The organism is Candidatus Methylomirabilota bacterium, from assembly GCA_035709005.1.
Taxonomy (GTDB): domain Bacteria; phylum Methylomirabilota; class Methylomirabilia; order Rokubacteriales; family CSP1-6; genus 40CM-4-69-5.
Genome location: DASTFB010000017.1, coordinates 1 through 25192, shown reverse-complemented (window position 1 = coordinate 25192; position 25192 = coordinate 1). Strand labels below are relative to the sequence as shown.

Annotated in this window: 25 protein-coding genes and 3 tRNA genes; 15 read left to right on the top strand and 13 right to left on the bottom strand. The window is 68.4% G+C overall.

What is annotated here, in order from left to right; all coding sequences use genetic code 11:
• Window positions 1–9: 9 nt before the first annotated feature.
• From VFR64_02950 to VFR64_02930, 5 genes are all read right to left on the bottom strand, one after another.
• Entirely contained in the window at window positions 10–1725 is a 1716-nt protein-coding gene (locus tag VFR64_02950; GenBank protein ID HET9488703.1) for an FAD-dependent oxidoreductase, read from the bottom strand.
• A 27-nt stretch (window positions 1726–1752) separates the two neighbouring features.
• The gene (locus tag VFR64_02945) at window positions 1753–3000 is read right to left on the bottom strand and encodes a Tm-1-like ATP-binding domain-containing protein (protein HET9488702.1); all 1248 of its coding nucleotides are present in this window, start codon (window positions 2998–3000) and stop codon (window positions 1753–1755) included.
• A 10-nt stretch (window positions 3001–3010) separates the two neighbouring features.
• On the bottom strand, window positions 3011–4108 hold the full coding sequence (locus tag VFR64_02940) for a Zn-dependent alcohol dehydrogenase (protein ID HET9488701.1): 1098 nt from the start codon (window positions 4106–4108) through the stop codon (window positions 3011–3013).
• 76 nt (window positions 4109–4184) lie between these two features.
• On the bottom strand, window positions 4185–4760 hold the full coding sequence (locus tag VFR64_02935) for a C40 family peptidase (GenBank protein HET9488700.1): 576 nt from the start codon (window positions 4758–4760) through the stop codon (window positions 4185–4187).
• 215 nt (window positions 4761–4975) lie between these two features.
• Window positions 4976–5935: a VIT1/CCC1 transporter family protein gene (locus VFR64_02930; GenBank protein ID HET9488699.1), complete on the bottom strand. Its 960-nt coding sequence runs from the start codon at window positions 5933–5935 to the stop codon at window positions 4976–4978.
• Window positions 5936–5962: 27 nt separating this feature from the next.
• Between VFR64_02930 and VFR64_02925 the strand changes: the two genes are divergently transcribed.
• Window positions 5963–6340 carry a phage holin family protein gene (locus tag VFR64_02925; protein HET9488698.1) on the top strand — a complete coding sequence of 126 codons (378 nt, stop codon included), beginning with the start codon at window positions 5963–5965 and terminating at the stop codon, window positions 6338–6340.
• A gap of 87 nt (window positions 6341–6427) precedes the next feature.
• Here the strand turns inward: VFR64_02925 and VFR64_02920 are convergent, their stop codons facing one another.
• The 5 genes from VFR64_02920 to VFR64_02900 all read right to left on the bottom strand — a co-directional run bounded on the left by VFR64_02920 (window position 6428) and on the right by VFR64_02900 (window position 11939).
• The gene (locus VFR64_02920) at window positions 6428–7051 is read right to left on the bottom strand and encodes a LuxR C-terminal-related transcriptional regulator (GenBank protein HET9488697.1); all 624 of its coding nucleotides are present in this window, start codon (window positions 7049–7051) and stop codon (window positions 6428–6430) included.
• A 211-nt stretch (window positions 7052–7262) separates the two neighbouring features.
• Window positions 7263–7970, bottom strand: a complete 708-nt coding sequence (locus tag VFR64_02915; protein HET9488696.1) for an ABC transporter ATP-binding protein — start codon at window positions 7968–7970, stop codon at window positions 7263–7265.
• A complete protein-coding gene (locus tag VFR64_02910) occupies window positions 7957–9741 on the bottom strand; it encodes a branched-chain amino acid ABC transporter ATP-binding protein/permease (protein HET9488695.1) in 1785 nt (594 codons plus the stop codon). Before VFR64_02910 ends, VFR64_02915 begins: the two co-directional genes overlap by 14 nt.
• Before the next feature lie 47 nt (window positions 9742–9788).
• Window positions 9789–10661 (bottom strand): branched-chain amino acid ABC transporter permease, encoded by an 873-nt coding sequence (locus VFR64_02905; protein ID HET9488694.1) that lies wholly within the window; start codon window positions 10659–10661, stop codon window positions 9789–9791.
• A gap of 102 nt (window positions 10662–10763) precedes the next feature.
• Window positions 10764–11939 carry an ABC transporter substrate-binding protein gene (locus VFR64_02900; GenBank protein ID HET9488693.1) on the bottom strand — a complete coding sequence of 392 codons (1176 nt, stop codon included), beginning with the start codon at window positions 11937–11939 and terminating at the stop codon, window positions 10764–10766.
• Window positions 11940–12035: 96 nt separating this feature from the next.
• On the opposite strand from VFR64_02900, the gene VFR64_02895 reads away from it, so the two are divergent.
• Together VFR64_02895 and VFR64_02890 are read left to right on the top strand one after the other, a co-directional pair.
• Window positions 12036–12662: a Fe-Mn family superoxide dismutase gene (locus VFR64_02895; GenBank protein HET9488692.1), complete on the top strand. Its 627-nt coding sequence runs from the start codon at window positions 12036–12038 to the stop codon at window positions 12660–12662.
• Window positions 12663–12677: 15 nt separating this feature from the next.
• Window positions 12678–13133, top strand: coding sequence for a hypothetical protein (locus VFR64_02890; GenBank protein HET9488691.1), 456 nt, complete (start codon window positions 12678–12680; stop codon window positions 13131–13133).
• Here the strand turns inward: VFR64_02890 and VFR64_02885 are convergent.
• Window positions 13117–13533 (bottom strand): response regulator, encoded by a 417-nt coding sequence (locus VFR64_02885; protein HET9488690.1) that lies wholly within the window; start codon window positions 13531–13533, stop codon window positions 13117–13119. The genes VFR64_02890 and VFR64_02885 overlap by 17 nt on opposite strands.
• 238 nt (window positions 13534–13771) lie before the next feature.
• Here VFR64_02885 and VFR64_02880 point away from each other — a divergent pair, with 238 nt between their 5' ends.
• The 4 genes from VFR64_02880 (at window position 13772) to VFR64_02865 (ending at window position 15676) form a co-directional block, all read left to right on the top strand.
• Entirely contained in the window at window positions 13772–14566 is a 795-nt protein-coding gene (locus VFR64_02880) for a glucose 1-dehydrogenase (protein ID HET9488689.1), read from the top strand.
• Window positions 14567–14575: 9 nt separating this feature from the next.
• Window positions 14576–15481, top strand: coding sequence for a dTDP-4-dehydrorhamnose reductase (rfbD, locus tag VFR64_02875; protein HET9488688.1), 906 nt, complete (start codon window positions 14576–14578; stop codon window positions 15479–15481).
• Window positions 15482–15505: 24 nt separating this feature from the next.
• Window positions 15506–15582, top strand: a tRNA-His gene (locus VFR64_02870).
• Between the two features lie 17 nt (window positions 15583–15599).
• Window positions 15600–15676: transfer RNA gene (locus VFR64_02865), tRNA-Arg, on the top strand.
• 392 nt (window positions 15677–16068) lie between these two features.
• Here VFR64_02865 and VFR64_02860 read toward each other — a convergent pair.
• The gene (locus VFR64_02860; protein ID HET9488687.1) at window positions 16069–16659 is read right to left on the bottom strand and encodes a hypothetical protein; all 591 of its coding nucleotides are present in this window, start codon (window positions 16657–16659) and stop codon (window positions 16069–16071) included.
• A gap of 256 nt (window positions 16660–16915) precedes the next feature.
• Here VFR64_02860 and VFR64_02855 point away from each other — a divergent pair.
• Window positions 16916–16991 (top strand) — tRNA-Lys (locus VFR64_02855).
• Window positions 16992–17273: 282 nt separating this feature from the next.
• Here the strand turns inward: VFR64_02855 and VFR64_02850 are convergent.
• Window positions 17274–21371, bottom strand: coding sequence for a sigma 54-interacting transcriptional regulator (locus tag VFR64_02850; GenBank protein HET9488686.1), 4098 nt, complete (start codon window positions 21369–21371; stop codon window positions 17274–17276).
• A gap of 185 nt (window positions 21372–21556) precedes the next feature.
• Here VFR64_02850 and VFR64_02845 point away from each other — a divergent pair, with 185 nt between their 5' ends.
• From VFR64_02845 to VFR64_02815, 7 genes are all read left to right on the top strand, one after another.
• Entirely contained in the window at window positions 21557–21976 is a 420-nt protein-coding gene (locus VFR64_02845) for a cupin domain-containing protein (protein HET9488685.1), read from the top strand.
• A 507-nt stretch (window positions 21977–22483) separates the two neighbouring features.
• A complete protein-coding gene (locus VFR64_02840; protein ID HET9488684.1) occupies window positions 22484–22783 on the top strand; it encodes a DUF1330 domain-containing protein in 300 nt (99 codons plus the stop codon).
• A gap of 461 nt (window positions 22784–23244) precedes the next feature.
• Window positions 23245–23529: a type II toxin-antitoxin system RelE/ParE family toxin gene (locus tag VFR64_02835; protein ID HET9488683.1), complete on the top strand. Its 285-nt coding sequence runs from the start codon at window positions 23245–23247 to the stop codon at window positions 23527–23529.
• A gap of 18 nt (window positions 23530–23547) precedes the next feature.
• Complete coding sequence (locus VFR64_02830) at window positions 23548–23862, top strand: HigA family addiction module antitoxin (protein HET9488682.1); 315 nt, start codon at window positions 23548–23550, stop codon at window positions 23860–23862.
• A 443-nt stretch (window positions 23863–24305) separates the two neighbouring features.
• On the top strand, window positions 24306–24575 hold the full coding sequence (locus VFR64_02825) for a type II toxin-antitoxin system prevent-host-death family antitoxin (protein ID HET9488681.1): 270 nt from the start codon (window positions 24306–24308) through the stop codon (window positions 24573–24575).
• Window positions 24572–24901, top strand: a complete 330-nt coding sequence (locus VFR64_02820) for a type II toxin-antitoxin system RelE/ParE family toxin (protein HET9488680.1) — start codon at window positions 24572–24574, stop codon at window positions 24899–24901. The genes VFR64_02825 and VFR64_02820 overlap by 4 nt, the downstream gene beginning before the upstream one ends.
• 101 nt (window positions 24902–25002) lie before the next feature.
• A partial coding sequence (locus VFR64_02815) for a hypothetical protein (GenBank protein ID HET9488679.1) occupies window positions 25003–25192 on the top strand: 190 nt, incomplete at its 3' end.

Here is a 25192-nt window from a genome sequence, read left to right as displayed (position 1 = left end):
GCGCCGCCGTCACCTGGTCGCGGCGGCGTGCTCCCTGACGGGGTCGGTGTGGAACTCGATGGCCCCGCCCTCCCCGGCGTGCAGCCGGGTGACCACGCGCCAGCGAACGTCGTCCGTTTCCGGGAAGTCCAGGCGGTAGTGGGCGCCCCGGCTCTCCTCCCGCCGGCCCGCCGCCGTGGCAAGCAGGCGGCCCAGCAGGGCGAGGTTCCGAACGGACAGGGCGCTCTCCAGCTCGTGGCCGCGCGTCCATTCCGACGAGCGCGCCTCGTCGGCCAGGCGCATCCGGGGAAGGTCCTCGCGTTGAATGCGCTCGTATTCAGCCAGGGCCCGCCGGCAACCCTCGGCGTCGCGGATCGGGCCCAGCAGCTCGTGGGCGAGCATCCGGCAGTGCAGCCTTACGTCGGCCTGCAGCGGCCCGCGCTCGCGCGCCAGCAGCCCGGCGACCCACTCGCGCTCGCCGGCGGGGATCTCGATCGGGGCGGCGTCAGGCTTCCGCTCGGCGCGGGTGCGCGCGGCCGCCGCGCGGCCGGCCCGCCGGCCGAAGACCAGTGAGGCCGACAGCGCCGAGCCGCCGATCCGGTTACCCCCGTGGATGCCGCCTGCCGTCTCCCCGGCCGCCCACAGCCCCGGCACGGGCGTCTGGCCGTCGACGTCGATCTTCAATCCTCCGAGCCAGGTGTGACTGCCCGGCGCCACCTCCAGCGGTGTCTTGGTGATGTCGATGCCGCGCGACAGGCAGCTCTTGTAGACCGCGGGGATCTGCTTGAGGATCGTCGGGAGGGGCACGGCGGTGGCGTCCATGAAGATGCCGCCGGTCTTGCCCGCCCGGCCCGCGTGGATCTCCTTGGCCATGGCCAGGATGACCTCGCTGCGCGTGCTCTTCTCGGCCGTCTCGGGGAAGTAGCGCGTGAGGAACTGCTCGCCGTCCCGGTTGCGGAAGACCGCCCCCGCGTTGATGAAGCCCGTGGGATGCGGGGGAAAGCCGAAGAGCTCCTCGGGCGCGCAGCACATCGCCTGGAAGTCGATCATCTCGATGCCGAGCAGGGGCACGCCCGCGCGGAATCCCAGCACGTAGCCGTCGCCCGTCACCTGGGAGGGGTTGTCGTTGACGTAGAAGAGGCCGCTACCGCCGCCCGTGCAGAGGATCGTCTCTCGGGCCGCGTAGCACATCAGGCGGCCGCGTGAGTAGTCCACGCCCCAGGCGCCGACGACGCGGCCGTCCCGCGCGATCAGGTCGAGGATGGCCGTATTCGAATGCTGGGCGATTCTCGCGTCCCCCCGGAGCTTCCGGGACAGCGCCTTGGTCAGCATGTTGCCGGTCGTGTCGTAGTGGTGGACGGCCCGGGGATGGCGATGGCTGGGAAACATCTTGAGGTCGAGGTCCCCCGCCTCGTTCGTCACGAACTCCGCGCCCCACGCCCGAAGGTCTCTCACGACCTCGACGATGTCGTACACCCAGGTCCGGGCCAGGTCGGGGTCGATCAGCTCGCCGCCGTAGCGGAGGACATCGTGAAGATGCAGCTCGGGACCGTCGCCCGGGGCCAGGCCCGCGGCGAAGCCGCCGCGGGCCACGGTGGTGGTGCCGCTGGTCGCGCGCCCCTTGGTGGCCAGGATGACGCCCACGCCGGCCTCGGCGCACTCGAACGCCGCCATCGTGGCGGCCGCGCCACCGCCCACGACGAGGACGTCGGTCGCGTGGTGCTCCGCCGGGATGTCGAAGGCCATGATCTCTCCTGTGTGTTAGAGCGAGTCTCAGCCCCGGCCCTGCACCAGCTCCAGGAACGCGTCCGCGCACGCGTCGGCGAAGGCCGGGTCGTTGATGTGCAGATCGAGCTCTCGTAGCTTGCCCCTGGTCAGGTGCGCCCGCAGCGCGCGCGCGAAGCCGGCATCGGCTTCGGGCTGACGCCACGGCCCCGCCGGGCGGCCTTCCAGATCGTGAGCCGTCCGACGCGTGTGCTCGCTGAAGCCGGCCGTGGGCACGAGGACGACGAAGGGCCCGTGCGCCTGGTTCAGCCGCTCGGCGACCATCGCGCCCAGGGCCTCTAGCTCCTCCGCGTTCGTCCGCATCAAGAGATTCTGCGGGTTGTAGCGGAAGAACTGACGCTGCCGGAAGCGCTCGGGCACCATCCCGGCCCAGAAGTTCGCGTGGTCGAGGGCGCCGGGCACGACGACCTGCGGCAGACCGGCCGCGGCGGCGCCTTTCAAGCGATCCTCGCCCGCGCTGTAGACGCCGCCGACCAGCAGGTCGGCCAGCTCGTGCGTGGTCACGTCCACCACACCGGCCAGCTCACCGCGCCGCGCCAGGGACTCGAGCGCCCGTCCTCCCGGCCCCGAGGCGTGAAAGAGGATGACCTCGAAGCCGGCGGCCTCCAGCCGCGCCTGCACGCCCTGGACGCAGGCCGCCGTCCCGCCGAACGCCGAGACCGCCACCAGGGGCGTCTTCTTCGCGGCGCTGCGCGATTCCTCCGCCCACGCCGCCGCCATGGCCACGACCGCGCGGGCGGCCCGGTCGATGACGGACCGCGTGATCCGGTTGAGCGACACGTCGCCGATGGAGGGAACCATCACGATGTCGCTCTCGGCCACGTACCACTGCACGGCCGCCGTCCCCGCCACCGCGCTCACCATCACCTTGGGGAAGAGCGGCGGCAGCACGCGCATGATGCCGCAGGCCACGCTGGTCCCGTTGGCCCCGCCCAGCGCGATGACGCCTGAGATCGTACCCGAGGCAGCCAGCTCGCTGACCACGCTCCGCCCGCCGGCGATCATGATCTCCGCCGCCCGAGCCCGGTCCAGTCCGGCCAGGGCCTCCCACGTGCTTCCGGCCGCCTCGGCCAGCGTTCGACCGGGGATCGTCGCCTCCGCGACTGCGTGGGGGCGCAGGGAGACGTCGACGAGCGCCGGGCGGGCGCCGGCCCGGCGGAGCGCATCGCACAGGAAGCGCGCCTCCCCGAGCTTGCTGTCGAGCGTCACCAGCGCCGCCACGACGACCTCGGCCATCGCGTGTCACCTAGTCGAAGGTCAGCACCGTGCGGGCGACCTCGCCGGCCTTCATCGCCCGGAAGGCCTCGTTGATATCGCCGAGCCGGCCCCGGCGGCTGACCATCTCGTCGAGCAGCAGCCGCCCCTGCCGGTAGAACTCCAGGTAACGCGGGATGTCGATGCGGAACCGGTTGGAGCCCATCCGGGATGTCTGGACCCGACACTCCGGTCGGATGGCCATCCAGGGGAACTGGATCATCGCGTCGGGGGGCAGGACCCCGACGATGGTGGCGGTGCCCCGGATCGCGAGGCTCTCGATGGCCTGACGGACGAGCGTCGCATTGCCGACGGCCTCGAAGGCGTGATCGACGCCGGCCCCGCCGGTCAGCGCGCGGATCGCCTTGACGGGGTCGTCCTTGGAGCTGTCCACGACGTGGGTGGCCCCGACCCTCCTGGCCATCTCCAGCTTGGATGCGAAGATGTCGACGGCGATGATCTGCCGGGCCCCCCCGATGCGCGCGCCCTGGACGATCGAGAGCCCCACGCCGCCGCAGCCGAAGACCGCGACGGTCTGGCCGGCCTCCAGCCCCGCGGATCGCAGCGCGGCCCCCACGCCGGTGAGGACGCCGCAGCCCACCAGGGCCGCCCGGTCCAGCGGCAGATCGGGATCGATCTTCACCACCGAGTTCTCGTGGAGCAGCATGCGCTCGGCGTAGCTGCTGATGCCGATGAACTGTCGCAGCGCCTCGCCCTTCCGGGCGAGCCGCGGCGGGGCCGACTCGGAGCGAGTGACGGCGCCGCCCACGCAGAGGTTGGGGTGGCCGCTCAAGCACTGCGCGCAGCTCCCGCAGAACCCGGAGAGGCACGCCACGACGTGATCGCCCGGCTTCACCGTGGTCACGTCGGCGCCGATGGCCTCGACGACGCCGGCGCCCTCGTGTCCCAGGACGATGGGACGATCGAGCGGCCATCGCCCCAGACCGTCGACGACGTGGAGGTCGCTGTGGCACACGCCGGTCGCCACCGTCCGCACGAGCACCTCGCGCCCCCACGGCTTGTCGATCTCGACCGTCTCGATCGTGAGCGGCTCGTGCACCTTCCGAAAGACCGCGGCCTGCATCTCCATGGCGACCTCCTCATCGCGAGCTCGCCAGGCGGCGAGGGCGAATGGAGCGCAGTATAAACCGGGTGCGCCACGACGGTCAGGGGGCGCGGTGGGGCAGGACTCGGCGGGCGCCCGTCCAGCGCTCGCGAAACCAGTGACCATTCACCCGCGAGATCTTGACGCCGCCGCGCTTGCTGGCGTGCACGAACTTCCCATCGCCGATGTAGATGCCGTTGTGACGGAGGCGATCGAAGAACACGAGGTCGCCGGGCTCGAGCTCATCGCGACGGACCGGGGTTCCGTAGGCGTATTGCCGCGCGGCGTTGTGGGGCAAGGCGACGCCGACCTTGCCGTAGACGTACATGACGAAGCCCGAACAGTCGAAGCCCTCGGGGCTGGCGCCGCCCCACGCATACGGATGCCCGACGTGTCGGGTGGCAAGTTGAACGACGGCGCGAGGCTCGGTCGGCGCGCGATGCGTGCGCGTCGGAGCGACGGCGTCGATGCCTTCGCGCAGATACAGCTTCCGTTCGGGCACCCAGACGAGGCGCGGGACGCCGGGCGAGACGGCGGCGGTGGATCTCAAGAGCTCGGATTCCGGGCTGATGACCGCGTCCGTGGGCGGGGGCTTGGCGATCACGTATTCGGGCCCGCTGACCGGACCCGGCGCCATCGGAGAGCGTGGCTCCGTGGGTCTGGCCGGCAGGCTGGAACAGGCGCCGACGACGAGCCAGACGACGATCGCGCTCGGCACTCGGGAGAGGCTCATCAAGCAGTCCAGGTGCCAATCCCCATCCGCCCGGAAGGCATTGGTTCATCGGAAGGCGGGGTCCGCTGTTCGGTGGCTGACGTAGGATGGCTGACAGACGTGCCACCGTGTCGAGACAGCTAGCTGACCGAGATGCCCCAGATCGCCTTGGCGGCCAGTCCGATCAGGTAGGTCACGGCGACGGCGGCGCCCAGGATGATGACGTTGGTGGCGAGGCGGCGGGCCAGCCGCATGCCCGACAGGAAGGCGAGGATCGCCGAGACGGCGACGGTGGCCAGCGCACCCGTGACGATCGGGACGGCGATGCTTCGGGCGCCCAGCGCCACCGGCAAGACCGGCACGAGGGCCCCCAGCAGGTACGACACGCCGACCAGCAGCGCCGCGCGCAGCGGACGGGCCATCGGTAGGCTGCCCTCGCCCGCCTCGCCCAGGAAGGCGCGGCGGTCCTGTTCCAGACGCGTCATCTCGTGCTCGGAGCTGCTGGCGACGTAGGCGCCGGCGGACATCGAAAAGGCGCCGGCGACGGCTACCGTGGAGCTGGCGACTAGGATCGACGCCGTGTCGGTGAAGGCCGCGAAGAACCCGGCCACGGCGCCCAGGATCTCCACCAGGCCGTCGTTGAAGCCGAGGAACAGGTTGCGGATGCTCTCGGGATCCACGCGGCGGTCGCCCGAGGCGCTGACGACCTGATCCTCGTGACGGAGCTCGTCCTCGAGGATCGTGTGGACGGCCTTGCCCAGCGGCTCCTGTCGATGAGCCTCCCAGAGGGTCAGGTACTTGCGGACACCGTAGATCTCGATCGCCTCCAGCACCAGGAGGATGGCCCGGTCACCGAAGAGCCGGCAGACCAGCATGATGAGGCGAAGCTTGAGCGCTCTCCAGAGATCGAGGCGACGGATCTCCAGGCCGAAAAAATCCTGCCAGAAGGCGGCGTGTCGGGTCTCGATGGGGATGAGCTGGTCCAGCACGCTGCGCAGCCGCTCGCCGGCGATGGTCCGCAACTGCCGGTACAGGGCGAGGTCGAAGAGCTCGTCGAGGACGAGCGTCCGCGCCAGCCTGGCTTCACCACCGAGCTTCACGCGCCCTCCTTCGAGTATCCTGAGCGCGTGGGCTTCCTTCTCCGCGTGGTGATCAATGCCGTGGCCATCTACCTGACGGCGGCCATCGTGCCGGGGATCGTGATCACCGGCTTTCTCGCGGCCGTGGGCGCGGGGCTCGTCCTGGGCGTCGTCAACGCCATCGTCCGTCCTGTGCTCATCGTCCTGACTCTCCCCGTCACCTTGCTCACACTGGGGCTGTTCCTGTTCGTGCTCAACGGCCTCTGCCTCTGGCTCACGTCGCTCATCGTCACGGGCTTCGAGGTCCACGGATTCTGGGCCGCCGTGCTGGGGGCACTCGTGGTCAGTTTCGTGAGCTGGGTCCTGAACGCCTTCGTGAGTGACCGCGGCGGCATCGTCGTCATCACTCATCGCGAGCGGGCGTGACAGTCACATTGTCCCCGCGAAGGCGGCGGGGCGCCAGCCTGACGGCAGACGGGCTCTCGGCAGGTCCTCGCGCGAGTTGCGGGGCGCTTAGAGCAGGCCGTGCGTGGTGGCGTACGCGACCGCCTGCAGGCGGCTGTGCACGCCGAGCTTTCCGAGGAGGTTCTGCACGTGGTTGCGGATCGTGGCCGGGCTCACGCCCAGCCGCTCGGCCGCGGTGCGCGTATTGGCGCCCGTGGAGAGCAGCCGCAAGACCTCGCGTTCCCGGCGGGTAAGGGGCACGCCGTTCTCCGCAACCATCGGCGGGCGCTCGATGACGGTGCCGTTGGTGGCCGGGGTCCGCGTGCTGACGTCGCGGAAGAGGTAGATCGCGAAGGCTTCCGCCCCGGGCTCGGCCGGGACGGCCAGGGTGCTGACGTTCAGGCGGATCTCACGGCCGGCTTTCGCCCGCGCCCGTACGTCGAAGCTCTCGACGGCGTCGCCCTTGCGGGCGGCCGCCCGGATGGGGCAGGCCTCGCCGCAGGGTCGGCCGTCGTTGCGCGCATCCAGCAGCTCGCACGAGGTCCGGCCCACCGCTTCCGGCGCGCTCCATCCCAGCAGGCGCTCGGCGGCCCGATTCCAGAGCACCACACGGCCTTCGCCATCGGCCACCACGACGCCGTCTCCCGCCCGGTTGAGCGCCTTCAGCAGACTGTTCTGATCGAGTCGGACCACCGCGAGCCACCTCCTCGGAGTATGGGACCCTTGCTCCGGTGCGAACGTTCCAGCAAATCGGTTGCCAGGTCTACAACCCACGCGCAATCAAGCGCTTATGCGGCAAGAGCGGGCTGCGGGCTGGGGAATGACTCCTATCTACCGGGACTCCTTGACCTGCAGGGACAATCTGACGCAACCGCGTGGCGCCGCATTGAGCAGGCCGTCTGCTTTAGGTGGCTCCGAGGTAGGCCCGCCGGACGTGGTCGTTGCCGAGCAGCTCGGCGGCGCGATCGGCGAGCACGATGCGCCCGGTCTCCATGACGTAGCCCCGGTCTGCCATGCGGAGGGCCAGGTAGGCGTTCTGCTCCACCATCAGGACCGTGGTGCCGCTGCGCCGGATGTCCGCGATGATCCGGAAGGTCGTCTCCACTACTGTCGGGGCCAGCCCGAGCGACGGCTCGTCGAAGAGGATGAGGCGCGGCCGGGCCATCAGAGCCCGGCCGATGGCCAGCATCTGCTGCTCGCCGCCCGACAAGGTGCCGGCCATCTGCCGCCGGCGCTCGCGCAGGATCGGGAAATGGCTGCAGACGCGTTCCAGGTCCTCCCCGACGGCGCGCCGGTCGCGCCGCACGTACGCTCCCATCTCGAGGTTTTCTTGCACGGTCAGATAGGGAAAGACCCGGCGGCCTTCCGGGCAGTGAGCGATGCCGGCCTCCAGGATCGCAGCCGGCTCCCATCCCTGGATCTCGCGGCCGTCGAGCAGGACCCGGCCCGCCGTGGGCCGCAGGAGTCCCGAGATGGCCCGCAGCGTTGAGGTCTTGCCGGCCCCGTTGGCGCCGAGGAGGCAGACCAGCTCGCCCTCGCGCACCTCGAGATCGAGGCCGCGCAGGGCCGCGATCGGCCCGTAGGTCGCGTGGAGCCCCTCAAGACGGAGCAGCGGCGGCTCCCAGGTAGGCGCGGACGACCTCGGGGTGGGCCTGAATCGTGGCCGGCGGGCCCTCGGCGATGACCACGCCGTGGTTCAGGACGATGACACTGTCCGAGATGCCCATCACCATCCGCATGTCGTGCTCCACCAGCAACACGGTGACGCCCTGCTCGCGGATCCGCCGGACCAGCCCGCTCACGGCGTCCCGCTCGGCGCCGGCCATGCCGGCCGCGGGCTCGTCGAGCAGCAGCAAGGTGGGCCGGGCCGCGAGCGCGATGGCCAGCTCCACGAGCCGCTGCTCTCCGTAGGGCAGCGCGCTGGCCACGTCGTGTCGTCGGTGGCCCAGGCCGACGAAGTCGATGACCTGCTCGGCCTCCGCGCCGAGCCGGGCTTCCTCCTCGCGCACCGAGCGCCGGCCGGCCAGGACGCTGGCGAGCCCGGCCCGGCCGCGGAGATGAAGGCCGATCATCACGTTGTCCCTCACGCTGAGCGCGGGGAACACGCTGGTCTTCTGAAACGTCCGGACCACGCCCCGCCGGGCGATCGCCGACGGGCGCCTCCCGGTCAAGGGGGCGTCCCCGTAGCTGATGCGGCCGCCGCCAGCCCGGAGATAGCCTGTGATGGCGTTGAACGCGGTAGTCTTGCCGGCGCCGTTCGGGCCGATGAGGCTGGTGATGCTCCCCGGCCTGACGTCGAACGAGACGCCGGCCAGCGCGCGCACCCCGCCGAACTGCACCGCCAGCTCTCTGACCTGGAGTTTCTGATCGGGAGGTCCCGACGCTGATCGGCCAATGGGGAAGCCGCCGGCCGAGGTTCCGGCGGGGTGCGGGCGGGCGATCGGATCCGAAGGTCGCAGCTCAGCCCGGGTGCCCATGCCCTGTTCAATAGCCGGCACGATGCCCTCGGGGAGGAAGTACACCAGGAGCACGAGAACGACGCCGTAGGCCAGCATCTGCCACTGCCAGGAGGTCATCTCGCGCAGCGCCTCGGGCAGGGCGGTGAACAGCAGGGCGCCGACCAGCGGGCCGGCCAGCGTTCCCTTGCCGCCGGCGACGACCATGATGACCATCGTGACCGTGTAGGTGAAGAGGAAGACCTCGGGGCTCACGAAGCGCGTGTAGTGGGCGTAGAGACCACCCGCCAGACCCGCCATCGCCGCGCTCACGACGGCGGCCAGCACCAGATAGCGGGTGACGTCGATGCCCACCGCCTCGGCCAGCGCTTCGTTCTCGCGCAGGGCGACGAACGCGCGTCCGATCCGGGAGCCGACCAGCCGGTAGCACACGAGCCAGGCGAGGGCCACGGCGACGAGCACCACGTAGTAATAGGCGGACTTGCTACGCAGCGACCACGGTCCCAGGACGGGGGCCGGAACACCGGGCAGCCCCAGGGGGCCGTTGGTGAGGTCCATCCAGTTCAGGCTGACGAGCGAGATCACACCGGCGAACGAGATCGTCACCAGGACGAAGTACGCGCCGCGCAGCTTCAAGGCCAGCCGCCCGATGCCCCACCCGGCCACGGCGGCCGCGACGGTGCCGGCAGCCATCCCCAGCCACACGGACCAGTCCAGCCGGAGCGTGAGGAGCGCCGAGGTGTAGGCGCCGATGCCGAAGAACGCCGCGTGGCCCAGCGAGAGCTGACCCGTGTAGCCGAGCAGCAGGTTGAGGCTGAGGGCCAGCACGGCGAAGATGCCGGCCATGATGAGGATGTGCACGTAGTACGGGTTGTCGAGCCAGAGCGGGATGCTGAGAGACAGCACGGCGAGCGCCCCGAGCCCCACGCGGCGCACGCCTGGCCGGCCCACGGTGGCGCGGTCCCCGCGCCCCGTCAGCCGACGCGCTCGGCCCGCGCGAGGAGGCCGGAGGGACGGAGCAGGAGCACGAGGATGATGATGATGAACCCGACGGCGTCACGGTAGCCGGAGGAGACGTACCCCGCGCCCAGCTCTTCGGCGATCCCCAGGAGCAGGCCTCCCAGGGTCGCGCCGGCCACGTTGCCCAGGCCGCCGAGGATGACGACGGAAAACGCCTTCAGCGCGGCCAGGTCGCCCATCGCCGGGTAGGCGAGAAAGATCGGCCCCAGCAACGCGCCGGCCGCGGCGGCCAGCCCGGACCCCAGCGCGAACGTCGCCGTGTGGATGCGTCCGATGCGCACCCCCATGAGGGCCGCCGTGTCGGCGTCCTGGAACGTGGCGCGCATGGCCCGGCCGAGCCGTGTGCGGTGGACGATCAGGTGGGCGCCGAGAATGAGGGCCAGGGCGGCGGCCAGCACGAAGACGCGCAAGGGCGCGATGCTGAGCGGCCCGAGCGTCAGCGGCGCCGTCGGAAACGGGTGGGGAATGGACTTGGCGACGCCGCCCCAGATCAAGAGCTCGCCGTTCTGCATGGCGATCCAGAGACCGATCATCACCAGCATGACGGTGTCGATCGAGCGCCCGCGTAGCGAGCGGAGGAGGGTGACCTCGGTGAGGGCGCCGACGATGACCCCGGCGGCCACCGCCACCGCGAGCGCGCCGAGGAAGGGCAGGCTGCTCAGGGCCACCGCGGCGAACGTCGCGTACGCGCCCAGCGTGTAGAACTCGCCGTGGGCGAAGTTCACGACGTTCATGAGGCCGAAGATCAAGGTGAGCCCGATGCCCAGGAGGGCATACGTCCCCCCGAGCACCAGGCCGTTCACCAGGTGCTGCAGCAGCGCGTCCATTCGATTCAACGTAGGGGGGAGCGAGGCGCCGCTCCCCCCTACACCCCCCACCGCTTAGGATTGCCCCCCACCGCTCCGGACTAGCTCTCCATCGCTTCCGAATCACTTCTTGGCGAGGAAGTCGGGCAGCGCGACCTTGCCGTTCTTGATCTCCACGATGAAGATGCTGGGCTTGGACTGGCCGCTTTCCTTGCCGGCCGGCCCGTCCTTCGCGAAGCGAATGGGCCCGTTCAAGCCGGTGATGCCGACCTTCCACAGCGCCTCGCGGATGGCCTTGGGCTCGGCCTTGCCGGCGATGCGGACGGCCTCGGCGATGGTGGCGATGCCGTCGTGGCCGCGGAAGCCCTCGGTCAGTCCTTCGAAAGGATGCCCGCGCTTGTTCCACTCGTCGACGAACGCCTTGGCCAGCTTGCCCGCGGGCATCGCCTCCGGGAACCAGGGCAGGAAGAAGAGGATGTGGTAGGTGCCGTCGGCGGCGGCGCCCGCCTGTTTGATGAGCTGATTGGGCGCCGAGCTACCCCCGGTGGTGATGATCTTGCGCTGCAGCCGCTGTTCCTGGGCCTGCTTGAGCACGAGCGTGATCTGCTCCACGCCGGTGGTCAGGAACAGGGTGTCCCCGGGCAGCCCCTTGATCTTGGTGATCTGGGCGTTCATGTCGGTGGCCGCCTGGTCCATGAACTCGGTGGCGCCGACCGCCACCCCGTGCTTCTTGAGCATGTCGCCGAAGGCCGTGATGGCGCCCCGGCCCCAGTCCGTGTTGACGGCCAGGAAGTCGGCGCGCTTGATGCCCAGCTTGGGCAGGTAGCCCTCCAGGCCGAGCGCCTCCATCTCGCTGGGCGGGCTGATGCGGAACACCCACGGGTTGCCGCGCTTGGTGATGGAGGCGGCGCTGGACGTCTCCACCACCATGGGCACACCGTACTCCTCCAGCTTGGGCATTGCGGCGAGCGTCATCGAGGAGCCCCAGGCCCCCATGATGGCCGGCACCTTGTCGCGCACGATCAGCTTCTCGGCGGCGCTGGCCGCCTCCTTGGGATCGGACTTGTTGTCCTCGATGACCAGCTCCATCCGCCGGCCCAGCACGCCACCGTGCGCGTTGATCCAGTCGCGGGCGATCTCGGCGCCCATGCGGATGTAATTTCCGGACGCGGCGACCGGCCCAGACAGGGGCTGGATGACCCCGACCCGCACGGGGACCGGCGCCTGGGCCATCACGGCCGCCACCAGGGGGGAGGCGGCGATCAGAGCGAGGACGGCGAGCACGAGGGCACGTTTCATGAAAGCCTCCTGCCGGGCAGAGAATTTGCTCGGCGAGATGATACAAAACTCGGCCCGTTTTCGCTTGGGAGGTCAACGACGATGGCGACAGGGAACGTGAAGACCTACAAAGAGCAGCAGTTTGACCATCTCCACGGGCTCGACGGCATCTCCGACGCCCAGATCGCCGAACACCTGCAGCTCTACGCCGGCTACGTCAAGCAGGTGAACGCGCTCAACCAGGAGCTGGCGGAGATGCGCGGGCAGGGCAAGGCGTCCGGCAAGAACCCGGAGTTCGCCGAGCTGACCCGCCGGCTGGGCTTCGAGTACGGCGGCATGATCCTGCACGAGTACTACTTCGAGAATCTGCGGCGGGCCGGTAACGCGAAGCCGCCGGCCGGCTCGGGGCTCGCCCAGGCCCTCGACCAGGGCTACGGGGGCGTCGAGCAGTGGACGGGGGATTTTCAGGCCATCGCCGAGATGCGCGGCGTGGGCTGGGTCGTCCTGTTCCAGGATCCCGTGACCGACCGGCTCAGCAACCACTGGATCACGCTGCACGCGGAGGGGATCCCCGCCGGCTTCAAGCCCCTGCTCGTCATGGACGTGTGGGAACACGCCTTCATGCGCGACTACAAGGCGACCGAGCGGGCGAAGTACGTGGCTGCCTTCTTCCGCAACATCGACTGGGGCCTGGTGGAGCGGCGCCTGCGCGAGGAAGCCCCGGTGCGCCGGGCGGCGGCCTGACCCTATACTGCACGGGTGAGGATCGTTCGGATCGCGGTGCTGGTCGTCCTGGCGGCCATGCCGGCGACGGCGGGCGAGCTTCCCGCCGCGGCGGTGTGGCCGCGCGTCGCGCATCACCTGGACGAGGTGCGCCGCCTGACCGAGCACTTCGAAGGCATCCTGCGCGATCGCTGTCCGCGCTTCGCCAGCGCCGGGGAGTGGGACACGTACGTCGACGACCAGCTGCAGCGGGTCGTGCTACTGGTGGCTCACGTCGAGCAGGCCTGGGTGGAGGCGAAGACCACCGCCGACGATGACGTCCGGCGCGCCGCCAAGGCCCCGCGCCGCCGGGTGCAGGAGGCGCGGAGCCTGGTGGACAAGCTCGCCGGGTGTGCCGAGGCCAATGGAAGCCGCCTCGAGCTCGGCGCGCTGTGGCAACGCGTCGAGCAGGAAGTGCCCCGCAAGCAGGCCGAGATTACGCTGCCCCGCTAGCCCCCAGGCCCCGGGCGAGCATGGCCTCGAGCTGGGGCAGGTCGATAGGCTTGGACAGAACCGGCACCGACCAGTGCTGGAGCTCGCCGACGGCCCGCGGGCTGGCATACCCGGTCACGACGATGATGGGGATCGAGGGCTCCAGCTTCAGGATCCGCGGAATCGCATCGAGCCCGCCCATCCGCGGCATCGCGAGATCCAGCACGACCGCAGCGCACAGCCCCTGCTCGATGAGGCGGACGGCCTCCATGCCGTTGGCGGCCGGCAAGACTTCGTGCCCGCATTCCTCCAGGTATTCGCAGATCATTGTTCGGAGCGCGTCTTCGTCGTCGGCGACCAGGATGGCCCGGCCCGGTGTCTGGGCCGTGGCGTCCAGGTGGATCGACCCCGCGATGCTCATGGCTAGCACCTCGCGTTCTGGAGAAAGAGCAGTCACGAGGCGCGAGGGAGCAACGACGGTGCCAAGCCTGGTACTGTCCGACGCCCGCAGCGAAAACATGCGCTTGCCGTAGCGCGGCCAGCGCGCGGCACTGGCCCTCGGCGACGCGATGCCGCCCGGGTGTCATCGGGACACGCGCCGCCCGGCTCCGGGCCGCCACCCCCTCGACACCCCGGCGGTCGTGAGATATGGTCCGCGCATGACGCGCTCACCCTTCTCGCTGGAAGGCCGTTCGGCGATCGTGACTGGCGGGGGCACCGGCATCGGCAAGTCGATCGCGCTCGAGTTCGCGCGGGCCGGCGCCGACGTGGCGGTGTGCAGCCGCAAGGCGGAACACGTCGAGCCGGTGGCCAAGGCCATCAAGGACCTGGGCCGGCGCGCCTTCGCCATGGTCGTCGACGTCCGGGTCGAGGAGCAGGTCCAGGCGCTCGTGGAGCGCGCGGCCCACGAGTTCGGCCGGCTCGACGTCATGGTCAACAACGCCGGCGCCTCGTTTCGGGCGCGCCCGGAGGACATCTCGCTCAGCGGCTGGAACGCCGTGGTGGGCATCAACCTCAACGGCGTGTTCCTGGGCTGCAAGCACGCCTACCGGCAGATGGTGAAGCAGGATGGCGGCGGCGCCATCATCAACCTCGCCTCCATCGCGGGCGTGTACGGCTCGACCATGATGCCGCACTACGGCGCTGCCAAGGCCGCCGTCATCAACCTCACCCGCGCGCTGGCCGTGGCCTGGGCTCGTCAGGGCATCAGGGTGAACTGCATCGCCCCGGGCCCGGTGGAGACCGAGGGTTACATCGAGGTGCTGCGCAAGACCGATCCCGACGCCGACAAGACGTATCGAGCCGTGGCGGCCCGCGTGGCGATGGGGCGCTGGGGTCGCGTGGAGGAGATCGCGTACCCGGCCATCTTCCTGGCTTCGGACGCCTCCTCGTTCATGACGGGCGAGACCATCGTGATCGACGGCGGTCCCTCCCCGCGGGAGTCGGAAAGCTAGCGCGCGCCCATGCGCGCCCTGGTCGTCGGCGCCTCTGGCCAGGTGGGAGCCGCCCTCAGCGTCCGCCTCGCCGCCCGCGGCCATCGCGTGATCGCCACCCACCACCGGACGCCAGCGCCGTCCACGCGGCAGCTCGACTTCACCGATGCCGCCGCCACCGAGCGGATCATCGACGAGACCCGGCCCGACTGGATCTTCTGCGCGGCCGGCCTCATCCACGTCGACTACTGCGAGGAGGTCCCGGCCGAGGCGTACCGCGCGAACCGCGACGCGCCGGCCGCCGCAGCCCGCCTGGCCGCCCGGCGGGGGGCCCGCTTCATCTATTACTCGACCGAGTACGTGTTCGACGGCCGGGCCGGCCCCTACGGCGAGGCCGACCAGCCCGACCCGCTGTCCGTCTACGGCCGGAGCAAGCTCGAGGGCGAGCGCGCCGTCGTGCAGGCGAATCCCGGCAGCCTTGTCGTCCGTACCACCGTGGTGTACGGGCCCGAGCCGCAGGGCAAGAACTTCGTCTACCAGCTTCTCCGGCGGCTCCGAGCGGGCGAGCGGATGACAGTGGCGGTCGATCAGCGCTCGAGCCCGACCTACAACGAGGACCTCGCCGCGGCCAGCGTGGAGCTGGCCGAGCGCGGGGTGGGAGGCGTGATCCACGTCGCCGGCCCGGACATTCTCGATCGCTACGCCTTCGCCCGTACGGCCTGCGAGGTGTTCGACCTGGACCCGGAGTCGCTGACCCCGGTGCCCACCGCGGAGCTGAGCCAGCGCGCCCCCCGCCCGCTGAACGCCGGCCTGCGCACCGACCGCGCCCGGGCCCTGCTGACGACGCCGCTGCGGGGGCCCCGGGAAGGGTTGGAGGCCATGCGCCGGGCGCTTGCGGAGGGAGCGTCGGTTGACACGCCCGGAGGCCGCCGGTAGCATGAATCCTCGCTCAGTCCCGCGGTGACCGTAGCTCAATTGGTTAGAGCACTGGACTGTGGCTCCAGGGGTTGGGGGTTCGATTCCCCTCGGTCACCCCAGCTCACCGGAGCCGGACGCGCCTGTAGCTCAGTTGGATAGAGCGTTGGCCTCCGAAGCCAAAGGCCGCAGGTTCGACTCCTGCCAGGCGCACCACCACACCACCGGGTTGGTGAGGTTATCCGTGCTCGCCGGCACCGGACGCCCCGAGGCCAGACCCCTGCCCCGGCTCTCCTTCGGTCCTGCCCGTCGTCCGCAGCCGTTGTTGCCCCGTCCGTACGGTGGTATCGATGCGCGTTCGCGCTCGCTCGAGCACGGTGCTGGCCCGCTCGCCGAGGGTGCCCAGGCCATCCGCCGCTCGGTTACGGAGATCGGGGACGCGGGTAGAAACGTAGTCGCGAATGTTTCCTCGCCAGTAATAGCCGGCCAGCCCGCCAGCGATCACGCCAAGAAGGAATCCGAGCATCGCCCACCTCCAGCCGCGAGCACGGGCAATCGCGGTGCCGACGAGTCTACCCCCAAGGCGCCTGCGCGCACCACTACTCCGGTCAGGACTCTCTCTTGATGATGATGGCTAGCGCCTCCGTGTGCCGCACGACGACCTGGTCCCCGACCTTCACGTCGCGGAAGCGCTCGACGCTTGGATCGACGGCGATCGTGCGAGTCTCGCCCTCCGGGCCCTTGAGGGTCACCGTTCGCGAGTCGTAGTCGATCGTCTCCACGGTGGCCGTGATCTGCTTGGTCTTCACTACTGCTCCGGCAGGCAGATCGCCCCGGGGCGCCACCTTGACCGTCGTCGCCTCGGTCGGTGCGGCCGGCGTCCCGGCAGGCCGCATGGCGATGGCGACCGCGTTCAGGAACTCGGCCTCGACCGCGTCGCCGACATTGATCTGATCGAAGTTCTTGACCTCCTTGGGCACGTCGAGCTTGACGGTCCTGTCCTCGCGGATCTGCAGGGTCATCAGCCGCTGGCTCCGGTCGATGTCCTTCACGGTGGCGGCCAGGGTGGCCCGCTCGGCGATCACCACGCCCTGGCGCTCGCCGACGGCCGCGGACGGCGCCACCTGCGCACTGGTCTGGCCGCCGAGGCAGGCGTTGATGGCCAGGGCGCCGGCGGTGAGGATTGCTGGTTTCGTCATGACTGCCTCCTGGTGCGGCTGCGATCGGCTTCGCCGTCGCCGCGCTCTCCTGTGTGCAGGTGCAAGCCGGCGACCATCTACCTCGCCCCGCGGCGCGAGCGCCGATGAGTGACGGGTCCTCCCCGAGACTCGGGCCGGTTCTGAAAAGGTCGGGATTGTCTTGGCTTCTCGCTGGCTGTACCCTGATGTCCGTCCTGGCATCCGCTCGGGAGCCGCAGGCTGGCTTCGACTCCCGCCAGGCGCACCACGGGGAGACGGGCCGTTAGCTCAGTTGGTAGAGCAGCTGACTCTTAATCAGCGGGTCCAAGGTTCGAGTCCTTGACGGCCCACCAATGATCACGGGCACTTCCGGAAAAGCGGAAGTGCCCGCTGATTTTCGATCAGCAGGTGATAACTCGGCGCCGCACGAAATCCGGGGGGAAACGGCTTACTGGAGCAAGCAACGGGGGAACGGATTTTGCCCCGACGTTGCCCCGTCGAAGCCCCGGTCCCCCGAGTTTGAGTGTCTGACAGGGGACTGGGCGTGCGCCGTCTTTTCGCGGGAGCAACAGCCCGCAGCGGATCGCGGTTCAGATCCCGGCAGCCACGCGCAAAGCGTTCATTCTTAATGCCTACTACCTGAGGAGCGTGGCGGCTTGCCTCAGGTCGGGCGTATCGAATCCTTCGGAGAACCAACCGTGAACGCCGGCCAATAGCGTTTGCGCTTCGTCATAGTCGCCTCGGCGTTGCAAGAGACGAGACAGACTCATCGCGGCCCGCAACTCGAGCGACTTCGCTTCTTGCCGTCGAGCGAGCCCGAGCGCGGCGTCGAGCGAGGCGGCGGCCTCGCGCTCACGCGCGGCGGCGAGCAGGACGTCGCCTTGCAGGCGGAGCAGGTCGGCCTCACACCAGTGTTGCTCGGTCCGGCGAACAATATCGAGCGCTTCGCCAAGTAGCAACAGCCCTTCGTCATGCCCACCCGAGTACGCGAGCGCCTCGGCGAGGAGGCCCAGAAAATACGGGCGCAGAAGTTCCGCTCCCGTCGCACGCCAGTCGTCGATGCCGCGACGCATCCGCAGAATGCCCTCGCTTGTGTCCCCCTCTGCTGCGAAGGCCCAGCCGCTCAGCACGAGCGCCATGGCCCGCCACATGGCGAAAGCATGCCGTGTCGTCAGCACCGTGGCGGCTTCCGCCCACTCGCGCGTCAGCCCGCTCTCGCGGCGCAGTTGATGCAGCATCGCCGCGAAGAGCTGAGCCACGGTCAACGTGAACGGGTGCGGCTGTTCGCGAGCGATCGCCAGCATCTGCCGCATGCTCGCCAGCGCCTTGTCCGGATAGCCGAGCAACCAAAGAACGATGGCCGCATGGTCTCGGCCACTGGGATCGACGCCGCCGAAGGCCAATGCATGATGCTGACGTGGGTCGTAGAGTCCTGCCGCCCGCTCAAGCTCGGCGCGGGCCGCTGGCAGCTCGCCGAGAGCGAGCAAGACGTGTCCCCGGGCAATCTGGGCCTGCAGGACGAGGGCCGGATTCTCGAGCCGCTCGGCCAGTCGCCGGCGCTCGTCAGCCAGTTCCTCCGACGTCCGCAGCTTGACGCGCAGCGCATAGAAGACACTAAGCCCCTGCAACACCCGGAACAGTTGTGGCGTCTCGCCGACCTCGCGGCACAACTCGCGGGCGCGCTGGAACACCTCCTCGACCTGCGGCGCCCCCATCCCCTCAGTGGCCATGAGCGCGGCGCCCAGCGAGGTCTGTACTCCGAGCTCCCGCTGATTTCGCTCACGGCCGGGCGGCAGCGAGGACAGCAGCGCGAGCGAGCTCCTAAAATGGGCGATCGCCTCGGCGTAGGCCGAGCGCTGGACAGCCTGCCGGCCTGCTAGCCCGAGGTAGTCGACGGCCTTCGAGGTCAGGCCGGCCCGCTGCGCATGATGCGCGAGGACGTGGTAGTGATCATCGAGTCCATCGGCGAAGAGCGTTTCGGTCGCCTCCGCGGCTCGGACGTGCACGCGGCGCCGCAGCTCGGGATCCAGGGCGGTGTAAGCGACGTCTCGCGTCAGCGCGTGCTTGAAACTGTACGTTGTTTCCGGCAACGCGGGGCGCTCGCGGATGAACTCGCTCGCCTGCAGTCGTGCGAGGAGCACTCGCAGTTCGTCGGCGGTACCATCCCAAACGTTTTGCACAAGGGTAAGCGGGAACTCGTGGCCCAGTACGGCCAGCGTCTGAAGCAGCGCGCGTTCATCTTTGGCCAGCTGATCGACGCGCGCGGCGAGCACGCCCTGGATCGTGGGCGGCAGCTCGAACGCGTCCGGGCCGCCATCGAGCAGCGCCCGGGCGATTTCCTCGATGAAGAGCGGGTTGCCTTGCGCTTTGCGCACGACGAGTTCCTTTAGATCTGGCGCCTCGCCGACGAGCGCTGCCGTCATCTCGTCGGCCTGTTTTGCATCGAGCGGATCGAGCCGCAGTTGCGTGTAGTAGGTCTTGCCGCTCCAGCCATGCCCGTGCTCCGGCCGGTACGTCACGAGTAGCAGAACGCGCGCCTCGGGCACGGCATCGACCAGGACGTCCAGGAACCCGAGCGTCTCGTCGTCGATGCCGTGAAGGTCCTCCACGACGACGAGGATGGGCTGGTTGAGGCTCTCACGCAGCAGCAACGCCTTGACGGCGTCGAACGTGCGTCGCCGGCGCGCTGCTGGATCCATCTGTGCGAGTGTCGAGCGAGGATCGACGACATCGAGGAGCGGGAGAAGATACGGCAGCGTCTCCTCGAGATGCTTGTCGAGGGTGAGGACTCGCTCGGTGACCTTCTCACGCCGCATCCGTTTGTCGTCACGGGCGTCGATTGCGAAATAGCGCTTGAGCATCTCGATGAGCGGCACAAACGCATGCGACTGCCCGGGTGAGGAGACGGCCTCGACGACAAGGCACGACGCGCGGACGGCTTCGGTGAACTCATGGCGCAGCCGCGACTTGCCGACACCGGCCTCGCCAACGATGGCCACCACTTGCCCGCGTCCTTGCGACACGTGGTCGAGCATCCGGGAGAGTTCCGCGAGCTCACGCTCGCGTCCGACGAACCGGCTAGTGCGGTGAGCACCGACCGGCCGGATGCTGGTGACGATGTACGCACGATCCGGACTCGCACCGCCGAGTTCTACGACGATCTCGCGCGCGACCAGCGAGCAGTCGCGCGCGACGACACGCTGGACGGCGGACGAGACGGCGACCTCGCCGGCTGCAGCCTGACCGAGCAGCCGTATGGGATAGGCCAAGGTATCGCCAACAGCGAGAAGCCGTGCGGGAATAAAGGGGGGCCGGAGGTCCAGGAGCACGTCGCCAAGGTGGACGGCGGCGCGCAGCTCAGGGCTGTCCACCGTCGCCGTCTCGGCCACGGCGTGGCGGATTGCGAGCGCAGCGTGTAAGGCACGTACCGCCATCTGCTCCAGCGTGTGTGGGATACCGAACAGCGCGGTGAATAAACACGGGCTGCTGTTGAGGAGGATGCCTCCGAAGCCGTGCACTTTGTCCGTGAGGATCTGCTCCCAGCGCTTCGCAAGCGTCCACGGCTGAGGATGCGCCGCATCGATGTCCGCTGTCCGAGGGAACGTCAGGTGGATGGTCGCGACCGCAACGAGCTTCTTCTCCCAGGTCGGCTCCGCACCGTCCACGTGGACGTGGACTGCGCCACCCGAATCATTCTCCGAGACTTCGGCGTGGCGTTCGGCAGGACCGTCCGCGTGCGCCGTGGGCCGACGCTCGATACCATAGCGGAGCATCCGATAGCGGAACGCGTTTCGACTCAGCCCCAGGAGGCGCGCGGCCCGCACGACGTTGCCATGGGTTCGAGCGATGGCTGCTCGGATCTGCTCCTCGTCCCCGCCGACAATCGACGGAACGGACGTCTCCGGCACCGATGGACCTGCGAGACGCGGATGCGTGACCAACAGGCGCTTCAGCACGTGTGCAACGACGACCGGCTCAGGCACGAGCAATGTGATCCGCTCCATGAGGTGCGCTAACTCGCGTACGTTTCCTGGCCAGTCGTACGTCCACAACCACGTTTGCGCATCGGGAGCAAGCTGCTTTGTGGCGAGTCCATGTGCGCTGGCGTAGACATTCAGGAAGTACTTCGCCAGCAAAACGATGTCGTCAGACCGCTCGCGCAGCGGCGGAATCTGGACGACGACGACGGCAAGGCGGTGGTAGAGATCCGGTCGGAAGCGCTTCTCGGCCACCGCCTCGTGGAGCTGGCGCTGCGCGGCCGCCACGACCTTCACGTCCACCGCGTGCTCGGTAACCGCTCCGAGTCGACGCACGCGCTTGTCCTCGATCGATCGCAGGAGCTTACCCTGTAGGGTCATCGGCAACGCTTCGATCTCATCGAGGAAGAGCGTGCCGCCGGAAGCTGACTCGAACAGCCCGGGCTTCGCGCGCTTGGCGTCGGTGAAGGCACCGACGTCGAAACCAAACAGCTCGGCTTCGAGCAGATGCTCTGGAATGGCGGCGCAGTTGACGTCCACGAATGGCCCGTGAGCGCGCGGACCGCTGTCGTGGATGACCCTCGCGAGCAGTCCTTTGCCCGTACCTGTCTCGCCCTGCAGCAGCAGGGTGGGTACATGGGGACTTCCTACGGTGTCGAAGGTGGCGAGGTGACGGATCTGTGCACGCAACTCGGCCATCGCTGTGGCGTTGCCGAGGATGCGGTCCGTGGGATGGAGCGAGGTCGAATCCGCCATCCGAACCCTCCCGTGGCCGCAACTGGTATACCACAGCCAGCGCGACCAGAAGTCTATGGCGGGTCGGCATCCGAGACAACAGGGAAAACTACGGATGCCGCGGGCACTTCCGCGTCGGTCGGCGTATGGCACTACGGTTGCGAAGAGGTCGGTCACGTCCGACCTTCAGGAGCCAGGAGGTTCTCATGAGACGCTCAACGCTCACGGTAGGCGCAGCGCTCGTTTTCGGAATGGTCCTCGGGGTCACGGCAGCCGGGCTCGTCAACGCCATGCAACAGGGCAAGGTGAGCGTGGCGGAACTGTACAAGGCGGACCTCGTCACGAGCGATGGGAAGGAAGCCAGCATGTTCATGGCCGAGCTTGCGCCCGGCGCCAACATGGGCAAGCACTATCACCCGGGCGACGCCTTCGCCTACATCCTCGAAGGAACGATGCTCTTGGAGATCGCAGGCAAGCCATCCGTCACACTTACTGTGGGCCAGAGCGGCAGCCTGCCGCCCCGCACCGTGCACGACGACAAGAATGCCAGCCAGACGGCGCCTCTGAAATTCCTGGTCTTCCACGTTGCGAAGAAGGGCGAACCGTTGGCCGTCCCCGTGCAATGACTCGTGGCGACCCGAACAACTCAGGGAAACTGGTACACGCATGCCACAACGGAAAGCCTGGTACGTCGTGGAGGGCAAGTTGAGCCTTCGGCTCGACGGTCAGCGCCTCGCCGCCTCCGCCGGATCGTTCCTGCTCGCGCACGGCGGCGTATCGTGCCAGCGGAATGACGGCCCCGTCCCGATCGTAGCAGCCTTGATGGCGACGTTGAGGAGAGGACCATTTGGCAAAAGTTGTCGAGATCGACTCCAGCAAACTTTGACTGGGTTCCGACGAAATGGCCCGGGATCGCTTGGAAACTACTCCGTAACGACGACACGACAGATGCTCGCACAGTTCTCGTCAAGTTCGACGCCAATGCCCACCTGCCCCGGCACATGCACCCGGCGGGCGAGGAGGCGCGCGGTTCGAGGAAACTTGGTACGACGCCGGCTTCTATCTCTATTCGCCGCCGTGCACCTGACCAGGGCGAACAACCTGGCGTGCAAACAGAATCGGATGGAGGGGGTATGGCAGCCTATGCGGTCGGACTCTACAATATTTGGGATGCCTCATGGGGCCCGACGTATCGCGAGAAGGTCGGAGAACTCGTTGCGAAGCACGGTGGGAAATACATCGTCCGATCGAGTGATCCCTGGGAAGTGCTTGAAGGCACCCCACCTCAGCTCACCGGTCTCACTCTCATTGAGTTCCCGTCGATGGAGCAGGCACGGGCTTGGTACAACGACCCCGAATACGCTCCACTGATCCGGCTGCGCCAGAGTGGGTCGAGACTCGATTTTCTCCTTGTCGAGGGCTCGACGTGGTAGATGAGCACGCACCGGATCGTGGGGTTGAACAAGGACGTTCAAGGGCCGCCCGAACCACCCAGTGCAGCGGACCCGGCGCTCGCGTCGCTTGTACCCCGGCCGATGACCGCGAGCGGTAGACGGCGAGTGGCAAAGACCGCGACCCGCGGATAGGGGGCTGCTCGCCCAGCATGCCACACGGCTTCGTTCGTCGCCCGCGTCCCTTCGTCTTCTGCAACGACTGACAGAAGGGACCAGACATAATGACAGACGCTTGTCGGTTTCCAGCGTGAGGACCGCAGCCCATCTCCGGGTGAACTCGGGGTAAACAGAAAGGCAGTGGCTCCTCCGTCCACAGCCGCGCGAGCGCCCCGCGCTGACCAGGAACTCCCGGCGCGCAGGCAGGACGGCTGGCGCGGTTGAGGTCTCCCATCCCTAACAGTTACGCTTGACGTCACGCATAATCTACGCCACCATAGGAGATGATCGTCAGCTACCGGGACAAGCGCACTCGAGAATTTGCCGCCGGGAAGCGAGTTAAGGCGTTCTCTGGGTTCGCACGGTCCGCGCAGCTGAGGCTCGATCGTCTTGACGCGGCCGTGTCGGTGAAGGACTTGGCTGCCTTGCCAGGTAACCGATTCGAGACGCTGAGCGGCGACCGGACGGGCCAGTACAGCATTCGCATCAACGACCAGTGGCGCATCTGTTTCGAGTGGCCGGAGGGTTCCGTGGGCCCGGTCAATGTTGAAATCGTGGACTATCATTAGGGGACGGGAAAGCAAACCATGGCACGCTTGGCGATCCATCCTGGCGAACATCTTGCTGAAGAACTGAAGGCGCTCGGTATGAGCGCCGCGGAACTGGCCCGCCAGGTGAAGGTGCCGACGAACCGCATCACGGGGATCCTGAACGGACAGCGGGCCCTCACCGGCGACACCGCCCTGCGCTTGGGGCACTTCTTTGGCACGAGCCCAGAATTCTGGCTCAACCTCCAGAGCCTCTATGAGCTGCGGCTAGCCGAGGAGAGAGTCGGCAAGACCATCAGGAATCTGCCCACACTCAAGCGGCAGAAGTTTGGGCGCCAGCCGGTCAACGCCTGATGCCGGCGGGCAACCTGGGCGGGTCAAAACTGGGGGAAAAGCCAGATCAAGCAACGCACAGAATCGAGCCCAGGTCGGCGCGTTTCAGCCGCGTCATTGTTGCGGATTCTGCGCGATGGTGTCCGATGCTGCCCTGCCGGATGTGACTCTTAATCAGCGGGTCCAAGGTTCGAGTCCTTGACGGCCCACCATTGAAAACGGGCACTTCGGATGGACTCCGAGGTGCCCGTTTTGTGCGTGTAGACGGCGTGTAGACGCTCCTCACCCCGTCGCCCTCTCGGCTCGGGCCCCCGGAAGTAGCACGCCTCCGCGAGGCCCACGGCCCGACCCGCCCTGGAGCCTCGCCGCGGCTGCGAGGTCCACGATGCCGATAGCCCTTCCAGCCGGTTCGTGGTTGCGAATCCGTCCATCCGCTTGTACATTGGTCTGTACAAGAGGCGCCGATGACCGAACTCACGATTTCCGAAGCGCGCAAGGCTCTCCTGGAGCTCCCCGAGAAGCTCGCTCGGACGCCAGAGCGCGTCGTGACGATCACGCGTCGCGGCGAGCCCGTGCTGGCGATTCTGCCGTGGGAGTTCTACGAGAGCATCGTCGAAACACTGGAGATTCTCGGGGACCCCGAGATGGTCACGGCGCTCCGAGAAAGTCTCGAGGACTTCAAGCGTGGGCGCACGGTCAGTCATACGGAGGCCAAGAAGCGTCTCGGCGTATGAGCGCGGATCGCGCGTTCACGATCACCTGGACTGAGACCGCGCTCAAGCTCGTCGAAGCCATCCCGGACCAACGCATCAGACGTCTCATCACGCAACGCGCCGATCAGCTCACCAGATCGCCCGAGCAACAGGGCAAGCCGCTGATCGCCGACCTTGCTGGCTTCCGCAGTGTCCGCGCCGTCGGTCAACGGTACCGCATCGTCTACCGCGTCGAGCGACGAGAGGTCACCGTTCTCATTGTCGCGGTCGGCCGTCGGCGATCCAGAGACAAGAGCGATATCTACGAACTCGCCAGGAAACTCCTACGGCAAGGACTGCTTGGATAGCGTGCTGACGCGATCCACGCCGTACGAGCTCAGTCGCAGGTGTGGAGATCGTGGACCTGAGCGTGGCCAAGCGGGCCGTCATGCGGTAGGTTCCTGACGAGATGCCCGTCCCACCTCCGCTGTTCGCGCAGGTGCCGGGCGGCCTGTTCGGGCCGCTCGCCGGCGGCCACGCTCCGCTCTACTGGGCGCTGCTCTCGACCTTCTATCACCACGAGTTCGAGCGTGAGCCGTTCTTCCTCGTCAGGAGCGTGGTCGTCGACACGGCCGAGGAGCTGATCCGGGAGTCGCCGG